Source organism: Clostridium sp. 1001283B150210_160208_E6 (assembly GCF_015669365.1).
GTDB classification, from domain to species: Bacteria; Bacillota; Clostridia; order Clostridiales; family Clostridiaceae; genus Clostridium; species Clostridium paraputrificum.
This window is the reverse complement of sequence record NZ_JADPAA010000001.1, coordinates 62,945-80,191: the sequence shown is the minus strand read 5'-3', so window position 1 is coordinate 80,191 and position 17,247 is coordinate 62,945. Positions and strand designations below refer to the sequence as shown.

Sequence of the window (17,247 nt, the reverse complement as noted above, 5' to 3'; positions counted from 1 at the left end):
ATTTTATCAATTTTACAAAAGATAAGTATAGAAGAGAAAGGAGTTTTACTTATGAAAAGAGTAGTGCTTATAGTTTTAGATAGTGTTGGAGTAGGAGAGATGCCTGATGCACAAATGTATGGAGATAAAGGAAGTCATACTTTAGACCATACTTTTGAAGCTTGCAACGGACTTAATATACCAAACTTAAAGAAGTTAGGTCTTGGTAATATTGAGGGTGTTAAGGCATTAGGAAAGGAAGAAAGTGTTATTGGTGCCTTTGGAAAGGGTAGTGAGAAATCAATTGGTAAAGATACTGTAACAGGACATTGGGAAATTGGGGGCGTAATTCTTGATAAACCTCTAAATACCTATCCTGATGGTTTCTCAGATAAAATAATAAATGAGTTTAAGGAAAAAGCAAAGATAGATGGGATTTTAGGTAATAAAGTTGCCTCTGGAACTGCAATTATTGAAGAGCTAGGAGAAGAGCATGTAAAGACAGGATATCCAATAATTTATACATCAGCTGATAGTGTATTCCAAATAGCTGCACATGAAGAGGTTGTTGGTTTAGATAACCTTTATAAAATGTGTGAAATAGCAAGAGAAATGTTAGTTGGAGAAGATGTTGTTGGTAGAGTAATTGCTAGACCTTTTGTTGGAGAAGTTGGATCATTTAAAAGAACTTCAAACAGAAGAGATTATGCTTTAGATCCATTTGGTAAGACAGCTTTAGAATATATAAAAGAAAATGGGATGAGTGTAGCTGCTGTTGGAAAAATAGAAGATATATATAATGGAAAAGGTGTTACGGAGGCTGTTCACATAAAGAATAACATGGATGGAGTTGATAAGACTCTAGAATATATGGATAAGATTGATAATGGGTTAATATTCACAAATTTAGTGGATTTTGATATGCTTTATGGTCACAGAAATGATCCAAAAGGATATGGAAAAGCAATAGAGGATTTTGATGGCAGACTTAATGAAATATATTCAAAGCTAAGAGATGAAGATATTTTAATTATTACAGCTGACCATGGGTGTGACCCTACAACAGAAAGTACGGATCATTCTAGAGAGTACATACCAATACTTGTATATGGTAAGCAAGTTAAGGGTGGAACTGAATTAGGAATAAGAGATTCCTTTACTGATATAGGAAAAAGTATTTTGGATTACTTAGGAATAGATAATAATTTAGAAGGTAAATCCTTTATAAATGAGATTATCTAAAGATAGGAGGACTGTGGCATATGAGAATGTATGATGTCATATTGAAAAAAAGAAGAGGAGAAGAACTATCTAAGGAAGAGATAGATTTTTTCATTCAAGGATTTACAAGGGGAGAAATACCTGATTATCAAGCATCTGCCTTACTTATGTCTATTTTCTTTAATAGTATGAATAAGAGAGAAACAGCAGACTTTACAATGTCTATGGTTCACTCTGGAGAAACTTTAAACCTAGATAAAATCCAAGGAATTAAAGTTGATAAGCATTCAACAGGTGGAGTTGGTGATACTACTACTATACTTTTAGCACCTATGGTAGCTTCATGTGGAGTGCCAGTTGCAAAAATGAGTGGTAGAGGACTTGGTCATACAGGTGGAACAATTGATAAACTTGAATCATTTAAAGGATTTTCAGTAGAGCTTTCAGAAGAAAAGTTCATGGAAAATGTAAATGATATAGGAATAGCAGTAATTGGCCAAACAGCTAATTTAGCACCTGCTGACAAGAAACTATATGCCTTAAGAGATGTAACTGCTACAGTTGATAACATGCCTCTTATAGCATCAAGTATAATGAGTAAGAAAATAGCTTCAGGTGCAGATGGAATAGTTCTTGATGTTAAGGTTGGAGATGGAGCATTTATGAAAACTCCAGAGGATGCAAAGGCCTTGGCAGAAGAGATGGTTTCTATAGGTAAAAATGTAGGAAGAAATACAATAGCAGTAATTTCAGATATGGATCAACCATTAGGATACGCTATTGGTAATGCATTAGAAATAAAGGAAGCTATTGATACTTTAAATGGAAATGGTCCTAAAGACTTGCTTGAACTAGCATTAACTTTAGGAAGTAATATGCTTATTTTAGCTAATAAAGTTGAAAGCTTTGAAGAAGGAAAGAAGCTTCTTTTAGAAAATATTAAAAATGGTAAAGCTTTAGAAAAGCTAAAAGAATTTGTTAAGGCACAAGGTGGGGACCCAGCTTATGTTGATAATACAGATCTTTTACCTAAGGCTAAGTATATTATAGAAGTTAAAGCTAATAAGTCTGGAACAATTTCAAAAATTCATGCTGAAGAAATGGGCTTAACTGCAATGGAGTTAGGTGCAGGAAGGGCAACGAAGGAAAGTGTTATAGATTTAGCTGTAGGAATTGTTTTATGCAAGAAAAGAGGAGAAAAGGTATCTGAAGGAGATATCTTAGCTAGAGTATACGCTAACGATGAAAACAAAGGTCATAAAGCTGTTGATAAGATACTTAATGATATCCAAATTTCTGATGAATATGAAGAAAAGATTCCATTAATATATGATATAATACGTTAATTTAGTAAACAACTGTCTCGTAGATGATTAAAAACATCTGCGTAGACAGTTTTTATTTTGTTTGAATTTATATAATTCGACAAAGTGTGATATTTTTTTATTACTTGGAAACAATATTCTTGAAGGGAGGAAGATAAATGAATAAGAAAATAATTAAACAAATATCTTTATCATTAATGATTATACTGTCTATTTTATTATTACCTGCAGGAATATTAACAAGTGCTAAGGAAGAAGAGTCAAAAGGTGGAGGAGTAAATAGTATAGAAGCAAAATCATATTTACTTATGGAGCCTATTTCAGGGAAAATCCTGTATGAAAACAACGTAGATGAAAAGTTTGCTCCAGCTTCTGTAACAAAAATTATGACTATGCTTTTAACTATGGAGGCTGTAGATAGTGGCAAAATTAAATTAGATGACAAGGTAACATGTAGTGAAAATGCAAAGAAAATGGGCGGAAGCACAATGTTACTAGATACAGGAGAAGTTAGAACAGTAGAAGAATTATTAAAAGGTGTAGCAATAGCATCTGGTAATGATGCTGCTGTAGCTTTAGCTGAATACCTAGGTGGCACTGAAGAAGATTTCGTAAATATGATGAACAAAAGATGCCAAGAGTTAGGTATGAAAAACACTACATTTAAAAATTGTAATGGACTTCCATGTGAAGGGCATCTTTCAACAGCAAGAGATATAGCATTAATGTCTCGTGAATTATTAAAGCATCCAACTATATTAAAATATTCAGGAACTTATATGGAAACAATCTCAGAAGGAAGAAAATCTCCAATTGAATTAGTTAACCATAATAAGCTTGTAAGATTTTTTGAAGGTTGTGATGGATTAAAAACTGGATTTACTAATGAAGCTAAGTATTGTATTTCTGCTACTGCAAAAAGAAGTGGAGTAAGAATGTTAGCTGTAATTATGGGAGCACCTACATATAAAATCAGAAATAGAGATGCAGGAATATTAATGAATTATGGATTCTCTAAATATGAAGGGAAGAAGCTTGTATCTAAGGATGAAGATGTAGATAAGGTACAAATGGGTAAACAAACTGATAGATTCTTTATGGCTAAGGCTAAGGATGATCTAGAAGTTGTAGTACCAAAGGGAAATAGCGGCGAATTAGTTAAGAAGGTCGTCATGGATGAAGCTAAGGATGAATACAAAGCAGGAGATATAGTAGGTAAATGTGAAGTATACCTTGGTGAAGAAAAGGTAGGAGAAGTTAAAATTTATTGTGATAGAGATGTTAAGAAGGGTGGAATCTTTGATTCTATCAAGTATAATATAAAGAATATATTTAAGTAATTTAAAGGTGATAGAAGTGTACTTCTATCACCTTTTTAGCTTGTCTAATTAGCTCAAAATTGGTATTATAATATGGTATGACTAAATGTATGAAATAGAAGAGTAAGGTGGAATTTTAATGGAATTACCTAAGATTAAAGTGGCTGACTTTGAAGGGCCCTTTGACTTATTGCTGCATTTAATAAAAAAGAATAAAATGAATATCTATAATGTTGAGATATATAAGGTTACTAATCAATATCTAAGATATTTAGATGAGATGAAGGAAATGGATCTTGAGATAACTTCTGAATTTATAGTGGTTGCTGCAACTTTAATAGAGATAAAATCCAAGACACTTCTCCCTAAGCATAAGGTTGAAGAGGAAGATGAAGAAGATATAGAAAAGAAGTTATTAGAAAAGCTTATTATCTATAAAAAGATTAAAGAGGCAACTGAGTTCTTTAAAGGAAAGTATACAAGCTCTGGTAATATTTATACCAAGAAGCCAGAAGTAATAGAGGAGATTAAAGGACCAGTAGATAATGATGAATTATTAAGAAATGTAACCTTACTTGATTTATATAATATTTATAATAATCTTCTGGAGATATATTTAAATAAGCAAAACAAAGGAAATGTAATACAGAAGAAAATATATGTTGATAAATATAAGATAGAAGATAAATTGGATTATCTTTTTGAAAAGTTAAAAGAAAAAAAGATTACAGAGTTTTCAGACCTAATGATGGAATGTGAATGTAAACTTGAATGTGTTGTTACCTTCTTAGCACTTTTAGAACTTATGAAACAAAGAATGGTAAAAGTATACCAAACAGGAAGTTTTGGAGAAATATTAATTGAAAGGAGTGAAGAAGAGGTTGAATAAATTTGACATAGGACAATTTGAGTTTAAGGAAGTATCAAGAAAAGATACTCAAAAAGGAATAATTGAAGCAATGCTATTTGTAAGTGGAGAACCTCTATCATTAAGAGATATAGCAATTAACCTTGAAGCTACTCCTAAATATGTAGAAGAGTTATTAGAGGAAATGATTAAGGAATATGATGAAATATCAAGAGGAATAAAGCTTATATCTATAAATGGTGCTTATCAATTAGTTACTAAGGCAGAACATAGCGATTACATACAAAAGTTATTAAAGAAAAATAAAAGACAGTCTCTTTCACAGGCTTCATTAGAAAGTCTTGCAATAGTTGCATATAAACAACCTATTACAAGAATAGATATTGATGAAATAAGAGGAGTTAAGTCTGATAGTGCCCTTCAAAAGCTTATAGAGAAGGACTTAATAAAGGAGGTTGGAAGATTAGAAGTTCCAGGTAGACCAATTCTTTATGGTACAACAGAAGAATTTTTAAGACAATTTGGACTACATGATCTTAAAGAGCTTCCATCTCTTGACCTTTATGCTGTAGATGAAGAGGAAGAACTTAAAGAAGAGATTGTTTTAGATAGTGAAGAATAAATAATTAGGGATATTAGAATTATTAATTGTAATTCTAATATCCCTTTAATATTGAGAGGAGAATTATTGGTTATCTAAATGAATTGATTTATCTGTTGATTCAAAATCATCAGGATATAGGTCTACATCAGGTGTTGTATTACTAGAAGATTGTTCATTGCAACTTCCAGACTTCTTAAATAAGTCTTTAACCATATCTATAATTTGTGGTACAGTATCAACAATTCTATCATATGTATTATCTTGTTCTACAGGCATTAATCTAACAGCATTATCCTTTACTACTAGAAAAGCTACAGGTTTAACTGATACTCCAGCACCTGAACCACCACCAAATGGGTAGTCACTGTTAGAGTTTACTTTTGTGTTAGCTTCTCCAAATTCAGAACCACCAGATGCAAATCCAAAGGATACTTTAGAAATTGGAATAATACAGCTACCATCCTTAGTTTCTACAACATCACCTATAACGGTATTTACATCAACCATATCTCTTAAGTTTTCCATAGTACTTTTCATTAAAGTTTCTACTGGATGTTCATTATTCATTGTCTTTTACCTCCTTTTTGGGCACTGACCCTCTTGCTATTAAAAATAACATATATATAATTTGAGCTACTGATAAGAAAATTATACTTTTTATATCAAAATTTACTATAAAATCATCTTTAAATTGAGGAGTAATAGGAAATTTAAATTTTTTTGATTTAAAAAGCACATTTATTACTCTAAGTATTAAAGGCATTGTTGCAGAGATAGCTCCGTATGATATGGCAGTTTTAGCTGCATCATTTAAGGAGTATGAAAGAGAGCCTTCAAGTCTTAGAGTTGGCTTAAATTTATTCCTATCTAAAGCCTTAATTATTTTCTTGGGATCAAAAGATCTTATGAAAAAGAAATTTGAAGTCTTTTTCTTTTTAGTTTCATATACTTTTTTTTGATGGATTTTCTTCTTATTATTTTCTACCCCATTTTTAGTGCGTTTTTTCAAAATTGTAAACTTATATAACTTTATATAATAATTTTCTTTGCTGTAGCAAATACTAAGTTTAATAGGAATAGGGAGCAATAAAATAAGAAGGATAATAATTAGGAAAATCTTCATAGTACTCCTCCAAACATATAACATTTATATTATTGCCTAATTAATCCAAAATAAACTTCTTATTTTTTTATGGTAAGAGGTTTATTTTTTAGTTATTTAGACAAACTACACTTAGAAAAGAGAATTAGAGGGTGGTTTTGATGAAACTTTATGCGAGAAAATTATCAATATTATTAAGTACAGTATTATTAAGTTCTTTATTCATGCAAGTGAATGTATTTGCATCTACAAAGGACAACTTTAGAGTAAGTGCAAGAAATGCAATTGCTATGGACAGGGAAAGTAAACAAATCCTATTTAATCAAAATGGATATGAATTAGTACCAATGGCAAGTACAACTAAAATATTAACTGCTTTAATTACCATAGAAAGAGGAAACTTAGATGAAAAGTTTACTGTAAGTAAAAATGCAGCTTCTATAAGAGGCTCTAAGGTTGGTTATAAAGCAGGAGAGGAAATTGCTATAAAAGAATTATTATTTGGATTAATGTATAGGTCAGGTAATGATGCAGCAATTACCTTAGCTGAAGGAATTGGTGGATCAGTTGAAGGCTTTGCAGAAATTATGAATCATTATGCAAAGAGTTTAGGTTTACTTGATTCCCATTTTGAATCTCCTCATGGCTTAGATTCAAGTGGCCACTATTCATCTGCATATGATTTAGCTGTTTTAACTGCTAAGGGTATGGAGTATGATATGTTTAGAGAAGTGGTTGGAACAAAGGAAATAAGAAAAGATACTTATGGCTTTTCAAGAGACTACAATAATATAAATAAAATCCTTTGGAAAATCCCGGGAGCTAATGGGGTTAAGACTGGATATACTGGTCAAGCTGGAAAGTGTCTTGTATCATCAGTTAATCATGATGGGAGAGATATAATTATAGTAGTTTTAAATTGTCCTGATAGATGGAATCAAACTGATAAGATTTATAAGCATGTTGCTGAAAAGATGGCTTTTCAAAGTGAGAATATGAAAGAAGTGGTAATGACAGAATAGGATAAAGTTGGTTTGCCATTATTAGTTTTTTTTGATAATCTAAAAGTGAATAAAAATTAAAGGAGTAATGTTATGGATAAAAAGAAAATTTTAAGCACTGTTGATCATACTTTGTTATCCCAAACAGCTACATGGGAAGATATTAAGAGAATTTGTGATGAAGGAATGAAGTATGAAGTTGCTTCAATTTGTATTCCACCATCTTATATAAGAGAAGCGAAAAATTATGTTGGAGATAAATTAGCTCTTTGTACAGTAATAGGATTTCCTAATGGATATATGACAAAAGCTACAAAAATCTATGAAACAATGGATGCCATTGCAAATGGTGCAGATGAGATAGATATGGTTATTAACTTAGGCCATGTAAAGGATAAGAAGTATGACCTAATTGAGGAAGAAATAAGCGAAATAAAGAAGGCTTGTGGTTCTAAAATACTTAAGGTTATAATAGAAACTTGCTTCTTAACTGAAGAAGAAAAGATAAATATGTGTAAGGTTGTAACAAATGCAGGTGCAGACTTCATTAAAACTTCAACTGGATTTGGAACAGGTGGAGCAACTAGAGAAGACATAGAACTTTTCGTTAAGCATGTTGGACCAAATGTAAAGATTAAGGCAGCTGGGGGAGTAAGAGACTTAGCTACTGCAGAAGATTTTATTAACCTTGGTGTTTCAAGACTTGGAACAAGTTCAATTATAAAGATAATTAACAAAGAAGAAGTAACAGGATATTAATAATAAAGAGCTGTTTTAATAAACAGCTCTTTTACTTATGCTTTTAACAAAGTTTTGTATTAAATATATTATCTAAATTAAGTTTAGTTACTTTATTCTTGATTTCTTTTATATTAAGTGTATATAGTCCTAATTCTTGCATTCTCTTAAAGTAGCCAGCACCTGCAAAAGTATATCTTACCTTTCTTCCATCTCTAGTTTTAGATTGTTCATTTTCATATGAAATTATATCTCCAATGGCAATTGAACTTGGAAGAATAAGAAGTGGTAATCCAAGTGCTAGTCTTACTGCATTGTGACCAGCTAGAGTTCCTGTACATATAGCTTCTGCATGGATGTCTTAATTGCGATGATTTATATTTTGCGAATAGACTAGATAATTTTTTTATAGCATTATCTAGTTTTTTTTTAATATTAAAATCGACTATAAATTTATCATCAGTTAGAGTGATAGATTCTATCAGTGATTTTAATGCTTTTTGTTTATCTTCTAAATTTAAATCATCAAAAGTTTTTTGAAAATTATCTAAATCATCTAAGATTGCAAGAACTTCAGATTGAGTGATAACAACCTCAGATTGATCATTTAGTAATTCTTCCTTTTGTTTACTTAATGCTTTTAGCTTATTGTTTTCAACTTTAATTTCTTGTAATAATATTTTTGAAAGTTCATCATCATCAGTTAATTTTAGTTTGTTTAATATTTGCTTTATAGCTTTATTAGATTTTTCAATTTCAACATCAATTTTATTAGATGATATAGTAGACTCTAAATCTTTACTATTATTTAGTAGTTTTTGCAATTCAGCAAATAATGTTTCTTTACTATAATTTTTTAGAAATTGAATGAAATTCTTTTCGAATAAATTACCATTTAAATTTTTTAAATTACATCTAGCACCACCGCTATTAATTTTCATATTACAAATATAATAAAATGGTTTAGTTCCATCTTTTCTTTTTTGACCATATGAGATTCTCATTGTAGATCCGCATTTACAACGTAATAAACCAGTAAGAAGAGCAGTGTTGGTTTTTCCCATACGTGGGGCTTTAGATACATTATCTTTTAATATCTTCTGAACTTCTATCCATTTATCAGAAGGTATTACCCCTTTATGTTTAGCAGTTGCTACTATTTGTTCATCATCTTTACCATAGCGTAAAAGACCATTTCCGTTTGGTTCGCCGCATACCTCATAACCTTCATTTGCTAGATAATCAAATACTTCTTTTGAAGATTTTACATAAACAGGATTTTGGAGAATTACATTGATTGCGTTTTTATTTAAATTACCTCCGTTTTTTCCTGTAAGATGATTAATAAGCGCCCATTTTCCAACTTGTGATAAAGATTTTTCTTCAAGATATTTATCATATAATAGTTTAACTAACTTTAATTCTTCCTCATTCTTTTTTAATTTGGTAATAGAACGTTCTTTACCAGTTTCATCAATATAGTATTCTCTAGAACCATCAAAACCTAAAGGTGATTGACCTCCAAGCCATCTACCCATTTTAGCTAGGGTATACATGTTATCTTTTACACGTTCAGCAAGTTGTTCACGCTCTAGTTGAGCTAATGAAGCAAGTATACCTATAACGGCTCTACCAAAGCTAGTAGAACTATCAAAACCTTCAGTAGCACTATAAATTATGACTCCAAGATCATCACATAATTGCATAGTATTATGTATATCTCTAGCATTTCTACCAAGTCTATTAAGTTGATATATAACTATAGAGTCTATTTCTTTCTTTTTAATCTTTTCCATCATTAATTGGTATTGAGGCCTATTTTCATTTTTACCACTAAAACCTTCATCAATAAAAATATTTACATTTTCACTATCGATATTAAATTTAAATTCGATGAATTTTTTACACTTTTCTATTTGGTTTTCAATAGATTCACCTTTTCCGGTGAATTTAGATTTACGAGTATAAATAGCAATGGTGTTCAATTTATCATCTCCTTAGACTAAAATATTTCCGTGAGAGTTTTATTTAGGTTCATTAATATATTTTTTATAATCATTCAGATTTATCTCATCATTTTCTATTAAATCATTTACTATAAGTTTAAATGTATCGATAGAAAAATAAGAAAAAGGTAGTTGATTTAAAAATGCACAACTGTCTATTAAATCATCAGAATAGAATTCCTTTAATTTTAAAATTCTATCAATTATTCCTGGAGCATAAGTTATATTTTTAAATTCATAAAGAATATTATTATTGCCTAAGCCACTTAAGTCATAATAAAGTACAGCTAAGAGAAAATACAGGGCATCCTTAAGTTTATTTTCCTTAACTAAAAGTTCAGACATATTTAATATATTATTTCGAGCAAGTCCCCAATGTTTCTCTGAGACATATTGAATATTTCTATCATTAAATATTCCCCAAGCTATATCATTGAAACTTGCATTAAATTTCAACTGGTTCTTTTTGGAGATATATTCATCTAAAGATATCATCCATTTAGAGCTTTTATGCATTTCAATGAAATCATAATGTCTATTAATAAATTCCTTACCTTTTTCAGATAAAACATAACCAGTAAAATTATTTTGGATTTTTTTTAATGAATCATTAGAAACATTATTTAAAATACGCTCAATTAGAGTAGCTTTATTTCCGCTTTTAGGTAAATTATTATCATTCAAAATTTGTTTTAATTCTGGGACTTTAAAATAAGTAAATAATGTATCAAAATTAGGTTTCTCTAAATAACCATCAGAAATCATTTCAATGTGAAACTGTGAAGGATCAATTATGTTTAATTCATATTTCATATAGATAGGATATGAATCAAGATTTCCTATAGGATATCCTTTTTGCGCCCAGTTTAAAAATACTGAAATAGATTGTAATCTTTTATAATTAGTATGTTGGACTTCATCAGATATATCATTAGTCGTTATTTTATTATATTTAAAAGTATTATCTATATTTGAAGTGCTTTTCTTTTTTCTTTTAAAAAAATCTAAAAATCCCATAAAATCATCTCCTTTGCAAATAGATGCTATTTTAAGCTATAAAATAAACAGCTACAAAGTAGCTGAATACTTATTTTGCTTGTCGTATTGGTTGAAAGTCTATAACATTTAACGGCTCGAATGTTAGTAGATGAGTTTTACCAACATAGTAAATACCGTATTTCTTTCTATAGTGCTTTATAGTATCAAGCAGAAAACTTTCAGGTACACTTAATATTTCTGATAATTCGTAAATGTTATCTGTTCCAGATAGAATTGCTTTAATTATACACTCTGGAGTAATAAGTTTTTCATAGCAGTCTTTACGGGCCAAGAGTTCTTGTTTTCTGTTATTAGAATTACTTTGATCACTTATATTACCAACAGAAAGTTTGTAATGTGATAATTCTTCTGCAAGTACACAGGCTTTTTCACGTTCAGATAAAGATGAATCTATTGCGATTCTATTGCCATAACACTTACCATCAACTGTTCTTAAGGTAGCTTCCTTAACTATTACTCCGAGCTTATCAGCTTCTATTAATAATTCATCATATGTCAATCTCAATCACCCTTATGCATCTATTTCCAAAAATCATCGTCCTTCATAAGATCTTCATCATGTTTATAATCTTCTTCTGTAAATTCACCGTTTCTATCATGAGAAGCTATTGGCATTAAATGCTCTTTTCCTGGCTCTTCCCATATGAATTTCTTTTTGGTAGGGAGTTCAACCAATTTGTTATTTTCTTCTTTTTTGTATTTAGGGGTTTCAGTTAAATCATTACTGTATTCAAGTAATTTCTTTTTACCTAAGTTGTTTAGTTTATTGTAATTATCAATAAGTTTTCTTTCATCATCTGAATAAACTTTTGCAGTCGGAACATTAATGCTTGTGCCAATATTATTACAACTAAAGTAACTGCTTCCGTTTTTAATACCTTCTTTTACTCCATATATTTTAACTAGTTCTTCATAGACATCAGATGGTAGATATCCCTTAGTATTTTTTTGGTTGAGCATCATTGCAATAAAATCGTTCAACTTAGCATGTTTATTGTTAAAATCAGATGCTTCTAAGCTTCTATAATAGTACGCCTTATACATATTGATAGCAGCAGAGATTTTTTCGTCAATAGGATATTCTCCTTCAATTATCTCTCTAGCTTTTTTCTTAATTTCCTCTCTTTCATGAATATTCCAGAATTCTTCAATTAAAAAATAATTTATAGATACTCCAAAAAATTCTGAAAGCTTTAAAAGAGTCTTTTTACCAGCACTCTTCCTTTTATTACTTTCAAGCATTGCTAATGTAGATTGAGCTATATCAACGTGCTTGCACAATTCTTCTTGTGTTAACCCAGAAAGATTTCTTAAATATTTAATTCTATCACCTAGCATATTAATCACCTCTTAAGATAATTTTATCACAAAATGAGATAAAAACAATAGAAATATAAAGCTTTTAAAAGAATATTAAAGAAAAATAAATATAATCTATCCAATCATCTCGAAATGAGATAAAATAAAAGTTTAACATTATCTCAAAATGAGATATTATATTCACATAAGGTGCTCTAAAAAATAATATAGAAGGGAGGAAAGTCTAGTGAAAATAACACCTATAAGAATAAGAAGAATTAACGCAGGATTAGATACAGAAGAAGCGTTGGAGAAACTTAAAATAAGCAAAAGTATGTTCTATAAATTGGAGCAGGGACACAGAACTCCATCAGCAGAATTAGTTGTAAGAATAGCTAATGCATATAACTGTACAACAGATGAAATTTTTAAAGATTTTAAAATTACGGGATAAGGAGGAAAAGAAAAGTGAATAACTTAATGAAATTTGAAAATCACAATGTAGAAGTATTTGAATGGAATGGACAAGTATTATTTAATCCATATCATTGTGGGGAATGTTTAGAACTTGCCGAAAGTTCGATAAGAGATGTAGTAAGAAAGATGAATGATAAGCAAGTAATTAAATTAAAGAATTCAGATGTTGTTAATTCCAACATCCGAAAGTTGAATAATGCAGGAGAAAACTTTTTAACAGAAAGTGGAGTATATAAGTTAATTTTTAAATCTAAAAAGAAAGAAGCTGAAAGATTTCAAGATTGGGTAACTGATGAAGTATTACCACAGATAAGAAAAACAGGCTCTTATAAAAACAATCAAAATTCAATCAATGAATTTAAAGGACAACTTACAACATTGGTAAATAGCATATTTGAGGACAAGTTATCAGAGGTAAAAGAATATTATAAGATTAAAAGTAAGACAAAATCAGATATATCAAGCTATATAAAGAAAAGATTAGGGATATTAAGAGCAGATGATGAATATGAGCAAGTTAAGGCAAGAGTATTTTTGTTGTTAGGCATTAGTAAGTGGGAAGATTTAGACTTAGACAGTTATAAAAAAGTATTACCTGTTATTGACGAAAGTATAAGGATAGTAAAACTTGATAGACCTCAACAAATCGGAATATGGGATTAAAGGAAGGAGTCATAGAAGAATGAATGACGTTAAATTATTTGAAGAAGATTAAGTAGGGCCCAAAAAAGATAGATAGTGATGATTAATTTTGATTAGAGTTTAGTAACCTCAAACTTATATTTGAATAGTATATTACAGATTAATTTTTTAAAGGAATTTTGTATGAAAGATTTCGAATTTGTTGTTGGAGTAGCTCCAGATGAAGAAACTATTAAAGAGTTCCATAGAGTCTTAGCAAATGGATTAATAAAAAAATATGGTGTTAACACTATGAAAGGGGTGATTGAGAAGGCGAGAGAAATAGATAAATAGTTAAATATCAAATGATTAAAAAGTAGGATTTTGTTAATTTTCAGGAGGTAATATCATGAGAGCAACTGGAATAATTAGAAAACTTGATGAGTTAGGAAGAGTAACTTTACCAAAGGAAACAAGAAAAGTATTAAATATCAATGAAGGTGATCCTGTAGAATTCTTTACAGATGGGGATAACATAATTTTAAAAAAGTATACTCCAGGATGTCATTGTTGTAATGAAACAGATAACTTAACAGAGGTTTTGGGAATAAAATTATGTCCAAAGTGTATAGATGAATTTAATAAATATAGACAGATGGTTGATGATATTAGGAGAGATAAATAATGTTTAATGGTTTGAGTAAGTATGAGTTAAATGCTCTAAAGCATGCTTTAGGGACAAGCATAAAAAGAAAACAAAACACAGTTGATATATGTGATTCTATTGGAGATATCGACACTTCAAGAATATTGTCTAGAGATTTAAAAACAGAAAAAAATCTTTATAAAAAAGTTAAAGTTGAGTTGGATAGGTATTATGCTGGAGGAAGTAACAATGGGAAATAAGGAAATCACAGGAATAAAAGCAGTATTAATAAAACATGGACAAGCTACTATTTCAGAGGTAATGAAAATGACAGAAGATGATATCAAGATTAATAGAATAGCTTTTGGGGTAAAAACAAATAAAAAAGACTTTATGAGATTATTCTATATGAATCTAAATGTATATTTAAGGAGTTGTTAGGCTTGAGGAGAATATTTAGCAGAAAAACAGTACAATTATTACTTTTAAATAGTAATGCTATCAGGTGGGGGAAGAAAGGAGCTAGTTAAAGTGGATGGCAATTGGTGTGCTTTTTGTTTAGCAATACTTAAGCCTATAGAAGTTGATGAGGCACTATTTGAAATAGGTATAAGATGTCCAAAGCAAACTAAGGCTTCAAGTACTAGGAAGATGCCTGAAGAAGAAAAGGATAGATTAGCCCTTGAGATACTAAGTCTAAGGTCTGAATGTTATTCATGGAAGGAAATAGGCAAGATGTATGGTTTTACGGAAAGTGGTATCAGAATGAAAATTAGAGCTTATAAAAAAAGACAAGATAAAAAGAAAGTTACCCAGGCACCGACCAAAGTATCCTAGGTAACAGTTTAAAAATCTCACAGTTATTATAACACAGAAAAAGATTTAGGAGGCAAGTATATGAATAATTTATTAATAGAAAATGATCTTATTGATCAAAGAGAAGGATTCAAAATTGAAAATTTAGAAGGAGCAACTTGGGCGTTTAGAAAACTTAGGGCAATAGAGAATAAGGAAGCTGATATAAAAGCTATATCAGAAGAAGAAATGGCTAGAATAACATCTTGGAGAGATGCAGAGTTAAAGCAATATGAAGCAGATAAGCAATACTTTAGTTTCTTATTAGAAGAGTACTACAAGAATGAGAAAGCAAAGGATAAGAAGTTTAAGCTATCTACACCATATGGAAAAGTTACAGCAAGAAAGAGCAGCAAATGGAATTACGAAAACGAGGAAGCTTTAGTTAAGTATCTTAAAGACAATAAACCCGAATTAGTTAGAGTTAAAGAAGAGGTTAATAAAACAGAGCTTAAGAAAGTTTTTAAAAATGGAGTAGATAAGGAAACTGGAGAAGTACTTCCATTTGTGACTATAGAAGAAACTGAAACTATTACAGTGAAAGTAGAGTAGGTGTTTAGAGATGGCAGGTGTATCTGTTTTACTTAACTTAACTAATGGAAAGACTGATCCAGTAGTAACACATCATAATGACTCAATTATATTGGCTTTTTATCAAGGTGAGTATTTAATTTTACAACTTGAATTAAATAAAGAAGATTTATGGGCATTTCCAGATAGATTATTAAAGGAAATGAAAGAGAAAACAACAGATGAATGGGAAGAAGAATGTTTAAGGTTAAGCTATGAGAATAAGGAACTTAAAGAGCAGATAGAAACATATGAAGAAAATCTTCAGGAACATAAAGATAAATTACTCGGAAGTTGTGGATCATTTTAGATAGGAGGATGAATATATGGGATTACCAGTATTAATACTTGGAGAAAGTGGAAGCGGTAAAAGTACAAGCCTTAGAAATTTTGAAAAAGATGAAGTGGGAATTTTCAATGTAGCAGGTAAACCACTACCTTTCAAAAAGAAACTTAACAAGATAAATAATGCAAAATATGAGCATATCACAAAGGCTCTAAGTAAGCCTACGTTAAAGAGATATGTAATAGATGACAGTCAATACCTAATGGCATTTGAAATGTTTGATAGAGCTAAAGAGGTTGGTTATAACAAATTTACTGATATAGCTCTTAATTTTAGAAATCTAATACAGTTTATTATCACTGGAACACCTGATGATGTAATAGTTTATTTTCTTCATCATTGTGAAATTGGTGATAATGGAAAAATTAAAGCTAAAACATCAGGAAAGATGATAGATAGTCAATTAACTTTAGAAGGATTATTTAGCATAGTGCTGCTATGTGAAACAGATGGAAATACACATAAATTTATAACTCAAAGTGATGGATTTACAACCTGTAAAAGTCCAATGGATATGTTTGAGAGAGAAATAGATAATGACCTTAAATTAGTCGATATGGCTATTAGAGAATATTATGAATTAAATGAAAGTGAGGAGAATTAATTATGCAAAAGCCACAAGGATATGATAATGTACAAGCTTTTGGATCATTTGTGCCATTAGAGTTAGGAGGACACATATGTGTTGTTAAGAAAGTTGAAGAAACAAAAACAAGAGGAACCAACAAAGATATGTTGGTGATTTATATTGATACTCACTCAACAGATAAACAACCTAATTATTATACAGATAGTTATAAGAATGATACTAGGGAGCCTAAGAAATGGCCTATAGGTGGAACTGTAAGGCAGCTTGTATTAGATAAAGATGGGAATACATCAAGAGGTTTTAAAACTTTTATAGAAATGGTAGAGCAATCTAATCCAGGATTTAAAGTTCAATGGGGGGATAATTTCTGTAATTGTTTTAAGGGGAAATTAGTTGGTGGAGTTTTCGGAAGAGAACAATATTACAACAGTTATGGAGAAGAGAAGTTTTCAACTAAGTGCACAGGGTTCAGAACTGTAGAGGATGTAAAAGAAGGTAGAGTTGAAGTACCTAAGGATAAGCTTTTAAATTCAAGTAATAATAGCACAACTTCAAGTGGATTTGATGACTTTATACCAGTAAATGATGAAGATATGCCATTTTAGAAGGAAACTGATAAGTG

The 17,247-nt window shown here is 30.1% G+C and carries 24 protein-coding genes and 1 pseudogene; 18 read left to right on the top strand and 7 right to left on the bottom strand.

The window, feature by feature from the left end:
* Positions 1-51 precede the first annotated feature (51 nt).
* The 5 genes from I4V16_RS00485 to scpB all read left to right on the top strand — a co-directional run bounded on the left by I4V16_RS00485 (position 52) and on the right by scpB (position 5,334).
* A complete protein-coding gene (locus I4V16_RS00485) occupies positions 52-1,221 on the top strand; it encodes a phosphopentomutase (protein WP_099329934.1) in 1,170 nt (389 codons plus the stop codon).
* A gap of 20 nt (positions 1,222-1,241) precedes the next feature.
* Positions 1,242-2,546, top strand: a complete 1,305-nt coding sequence (locus I4V16_RS00480) for a pyrimidine-nucleoside phosphorylase (protein ID WP_099329935.1) — start codon at positions 1,242-1,244, stop codon at positions 2,544-2,546.
* 137 nt (positions 2,547-2,683) lie between these two features.
* The gene (locus I4V16_RS00475; protein ID WP_099329936.1) at positions 2,684-3,865 is read left to right on the top strand and encodes a D-alanyl-D-alanine carboxypeptidase family protein; all 1,182 of its coding nucleotides are present in this window, start codon (positions 2,684-2,686) and stop codon (positions 3,863-3,865) included.
* Positions 3,866-3,983: 118 nt separating this feature from the next.
* Positions 3,984-4,733, top strand: coding sequence for a segregation/condensation protein A (locus I4V16_RS00470; protein ID WP_049179087.1), 750 nt, complete (start codon positions 3,984-3,986; stop codon positions 4,731-4,733).
* Positions 4,726-5,334: an SMC-Scp complex subunit ScpB gene (scpB, locus tag I4V16_RS00465; protein ID WP_180269557.1), complete on the top strand. Its 609-nt coding sequence runs from the start codon at positions 4,726-4,728 to the stop codon at positions 5,332-5,334. Before I4V16_RS00470 ends, scpB begins: the two co-directional genes overlap by 8 nt.
* Positions 5,335-5,397: 63 nt before the next feature.
* On the opposite strand, the gene ytfJ is transcribed toward scpB, so the two are convergent.
* Positions 5,398-5,883: a GerW family sporulation protein gene (gene ytfJ, locus I4V16_RS00460; protein WP_049179085.1), complete on the bottom strand. Its 486-nt coding sequence runs from the start codon at positions 5,881-5,883 to the stop codon at positions 5,398-5,400.
* Positions 5,876-6,325: a DUF2953 domain-containing protein gene (locus tag I4V16_RS00455; RefSeq protein ID WP_161954370.1), complete on the bottom strand. Its 450-nt coding sequence runs from the start codon at positions 6,323-6,325 to the stop codon at positions 5,876-5,878. The genes ytfJ and I4V16_RS00455 overlap by 8 nt, the downstream gene beginning before the upstream one ends.
* 254 nt (positions 6,326-6,579) lie before the next feature.
* Between I4V16_RS00455 and I4V16_RS00450 the strand changes: the two genes are divergently transcribed.
* On the top strand, positions 6,580-7,440 hold the full coding sequence (locus I4V16_RS00450; RefSeq protein ID WP_049179083.1) for a D-alanyl-D-alanine carboxypeptidase family protein: 861 nt from the start codon (positions 6,580-6,582) through the stop codon (positions 7,438-7,440).
* 72 nt (positions 7,441-7,512) lie between these two features.
* Positions 7,513-8,178, top strand: coding sequence for a deoxyribose-phosphate aldolase (deoC, locus tag I4V16_RS00445; protein ID WP_049179082.1), 666 nt, complete (start codon positions 7,513-7,515; stop codon positions 8,176-8,178).
* A 43-nt stretch (positions 8,179-8,221) separates the two neighbouring features.
* Here the strand turns inward: deoC and I4V16_RS17375 are convergent.
* From I4V16_RS17375 to I4V16_RS00425, 5 genes and pseudogenes are all read right to left on the bottom strand, one after another.
* Positions 8,222-8,512 (bottom strand): annotated as a pseudogene (locus tag I4V16_RS17375) (FAD-dependent oxidoreductase); the annotation flags it as partial.
* Positions 8,394-10,142, bottom strand: coding sequence for a recombinase family protein (locus I4V16_RS00440; RefSeq protein ID WP_243282776.1), 1,749 nt, complete (start codon positions 10,140-10,142; stop codon positions 8,394-8,396). The gene I4V16_RS00440 and the pseudogene I4V16_RS17375, both read right to left, overlap by 119 nt.
* 39 nt (positions 10,143-10,181) lie before the next feature.
* On the bottom strand, positions 10,182-11,180 hold the full coding sequence (locus I4V16_RS00435) for an SAP domain-containing protein (RefSeq protein WP_195572351.1): 999 nt from the start codon (positions 11,178-11,180) through the stop codon (positions 10,182-10,184).
* A gap of 70 nt (positions 11,181-11,250) precedes the next feature.
* Positions 11,251-11,721, bottom strand: coding sequence for an ImmA/IrrE family metallo-endopeptidase (locus I4V16_RS00430; RefSeq protein WP_195572360.1), 471 nt, complete (start codon positions 11,719-11,721; stop codon positions 11,251-11,253).
* 20 nt (positions 11,722-11,741) lie between these two features.
* Positions 11,742-12,560: a helix-turn-helix transcriptional regulator gene (locus I4V16_RS00425; protein ID WP_195963244.1), complete on the bottom strand. Its 819-nt coding sequence runs from the start codon at positions 12,558-12,560 to the stop codon at positions 11,742-11,744.
* Positions 12,561-12,768: 208 nt separating this feature from the next.
* On the opposite strand from I4V16_RS00425, the gene I4V16_RS00420 reads away from it, so the two are divergent.
* The 11 genes from I4V16_RS00420 (at position 12,769) to I4V16_RS00370 (ending at position 17,230) form a co-directional block, all read left to right on the top strand.
* Positions 12,769-12,975: a helix-turn-helix transcriptional regulator gene (locus I4V16_RS00420; protein WP_195572364.1), complete on the top strand. Its 207-nt coding sequence runs from the start codon at positions 12,769-12,771 to the stop codon at positions 12,973-12,975.
* 14 nt (positions 12,976-12,989) lie between these two features.
* Positions 12,990-13,661: a BRO family protein gene (locus I4V16_RS00415; RefSeq protein WP_347707990.1), complete on the top strand. Its 672-nt coding sequence runs from the start codon at positions 12,990-12,992 to the stop codon at positions 13,659-13,661.
* 162 nt (positions 13,662-13,823) lie between these two features.
* Positions 13,824-13,973 carry a hypothetical protein gene (locus I4V16_RS00410; protein WP_195572366.1) on the top strand — a complete coding sequence of 50 codons (150 nt, stop codon included), beginning with the start codon at positions 13,824-13,826 and terminating at the stop codon, positions 13,971-13,973.
* A gap of 55 nt (positions 13,974-14,028) precedes the next feature.
* Positions 14,029-14,304, top strand: a complete 276-nt coding sequence (locus I4V16_RS00405) for an AbrB/MazE/SpoVT family DNA-binding domain-containing protein (protein WP_055254704.1) — start codon at positions 14,029-14,031, stop codon at positions 14,302-14,304.
* Positions 14,304-14,525: a hypothetical protein gene (locus I4V16_RS00400; RefSeq protein WP_195963245.1), complete on the top strand. Its 222-nt coding sequence runs from the start codon at positions 14,304-14,306 to the stop codon at positions 14,523-14,525. The genes I4V16_RS00405 and I4V16_RS00400 overlap by 1 nt, the downstream gene beginning before the upstream one ends.
* Positions 14,515-14,706 carry a hypothetical protein gene (locus I4V16_RS00395; RefSeq protein ID WP_195572370.1) on the top strand — a complete coding sequence of 64 codons (192 nt, stop codon included), beginning with the start codon at positions 14,515-14,517 and terminating at the stop codon, positions 14,704-14,706. The genes I4V16_RS00400 and I4V16_RS00395 overlap by 11 nt, the downstream gene beginning before the upstream one ends.
* A gap of 90 nt (positions 14,707-14,796) precedes the next feature.
* The gene (locus tag I4V16_RS00390) at positions 14,797-15,102 is read left to right on the top strand and encodes a hypothetical protein (RefSeq protein ID WP_195963246.1); all 306 of its coding nucleotides are present in this window, start codon (positions 14,797-14,799) and stop codon (positions 15,100-15,102) included.
* A 60-nt stretch (positions 15,103-15,162) separates the two neighbouring features.
* Positions 15,163-15,672, top strand: coding sequence for a host-nuclease inhibitor Gam family protein (locus I4V16_RS00385; protein ID WP_195572374.1), 510 nt, complete (start codon positions 15,163-15,165; stop codon positions 15,670-15,672).
* Positions 15,673-15,682: 10 nt separating this feature from the next.
* A complete protein-coding gene (locus I4V16_RS00380) occupies positions 15,683-16,000 on the top strand; it encodes a hypothetical protein (RefSeq protein ID WP_195963247.1) in 318 nt (105 codons plus the stop codon).
* Between the two features lie 16 nt (positions 16,001-16,016).
* Complete coding sequence (locus I4V16_RS00375) at positions 16,017-16,640, top strand: ATP-binding protein (RefSeq protein ID WP_195572379.1); 624 nt, start codon at positions 16,017-16,019, stop codon at positions 16,638-16,640.
* A 2-nt stretch (positions 16,641-16,642) separates the two neighbouring features.
* Positions 16,643-17,230, top strand: coding sequence for a hypothetical protein (locus I4V16_RS00370; RefSeq protein ID WP_195572381.1), 588 nt, complete (start codon positions 16,643-16,645; stop codon positions 17,228-17,230).
* The last annotated feature ends 17 nt before the right edge of the window (positions 17,231-17,247 follow it).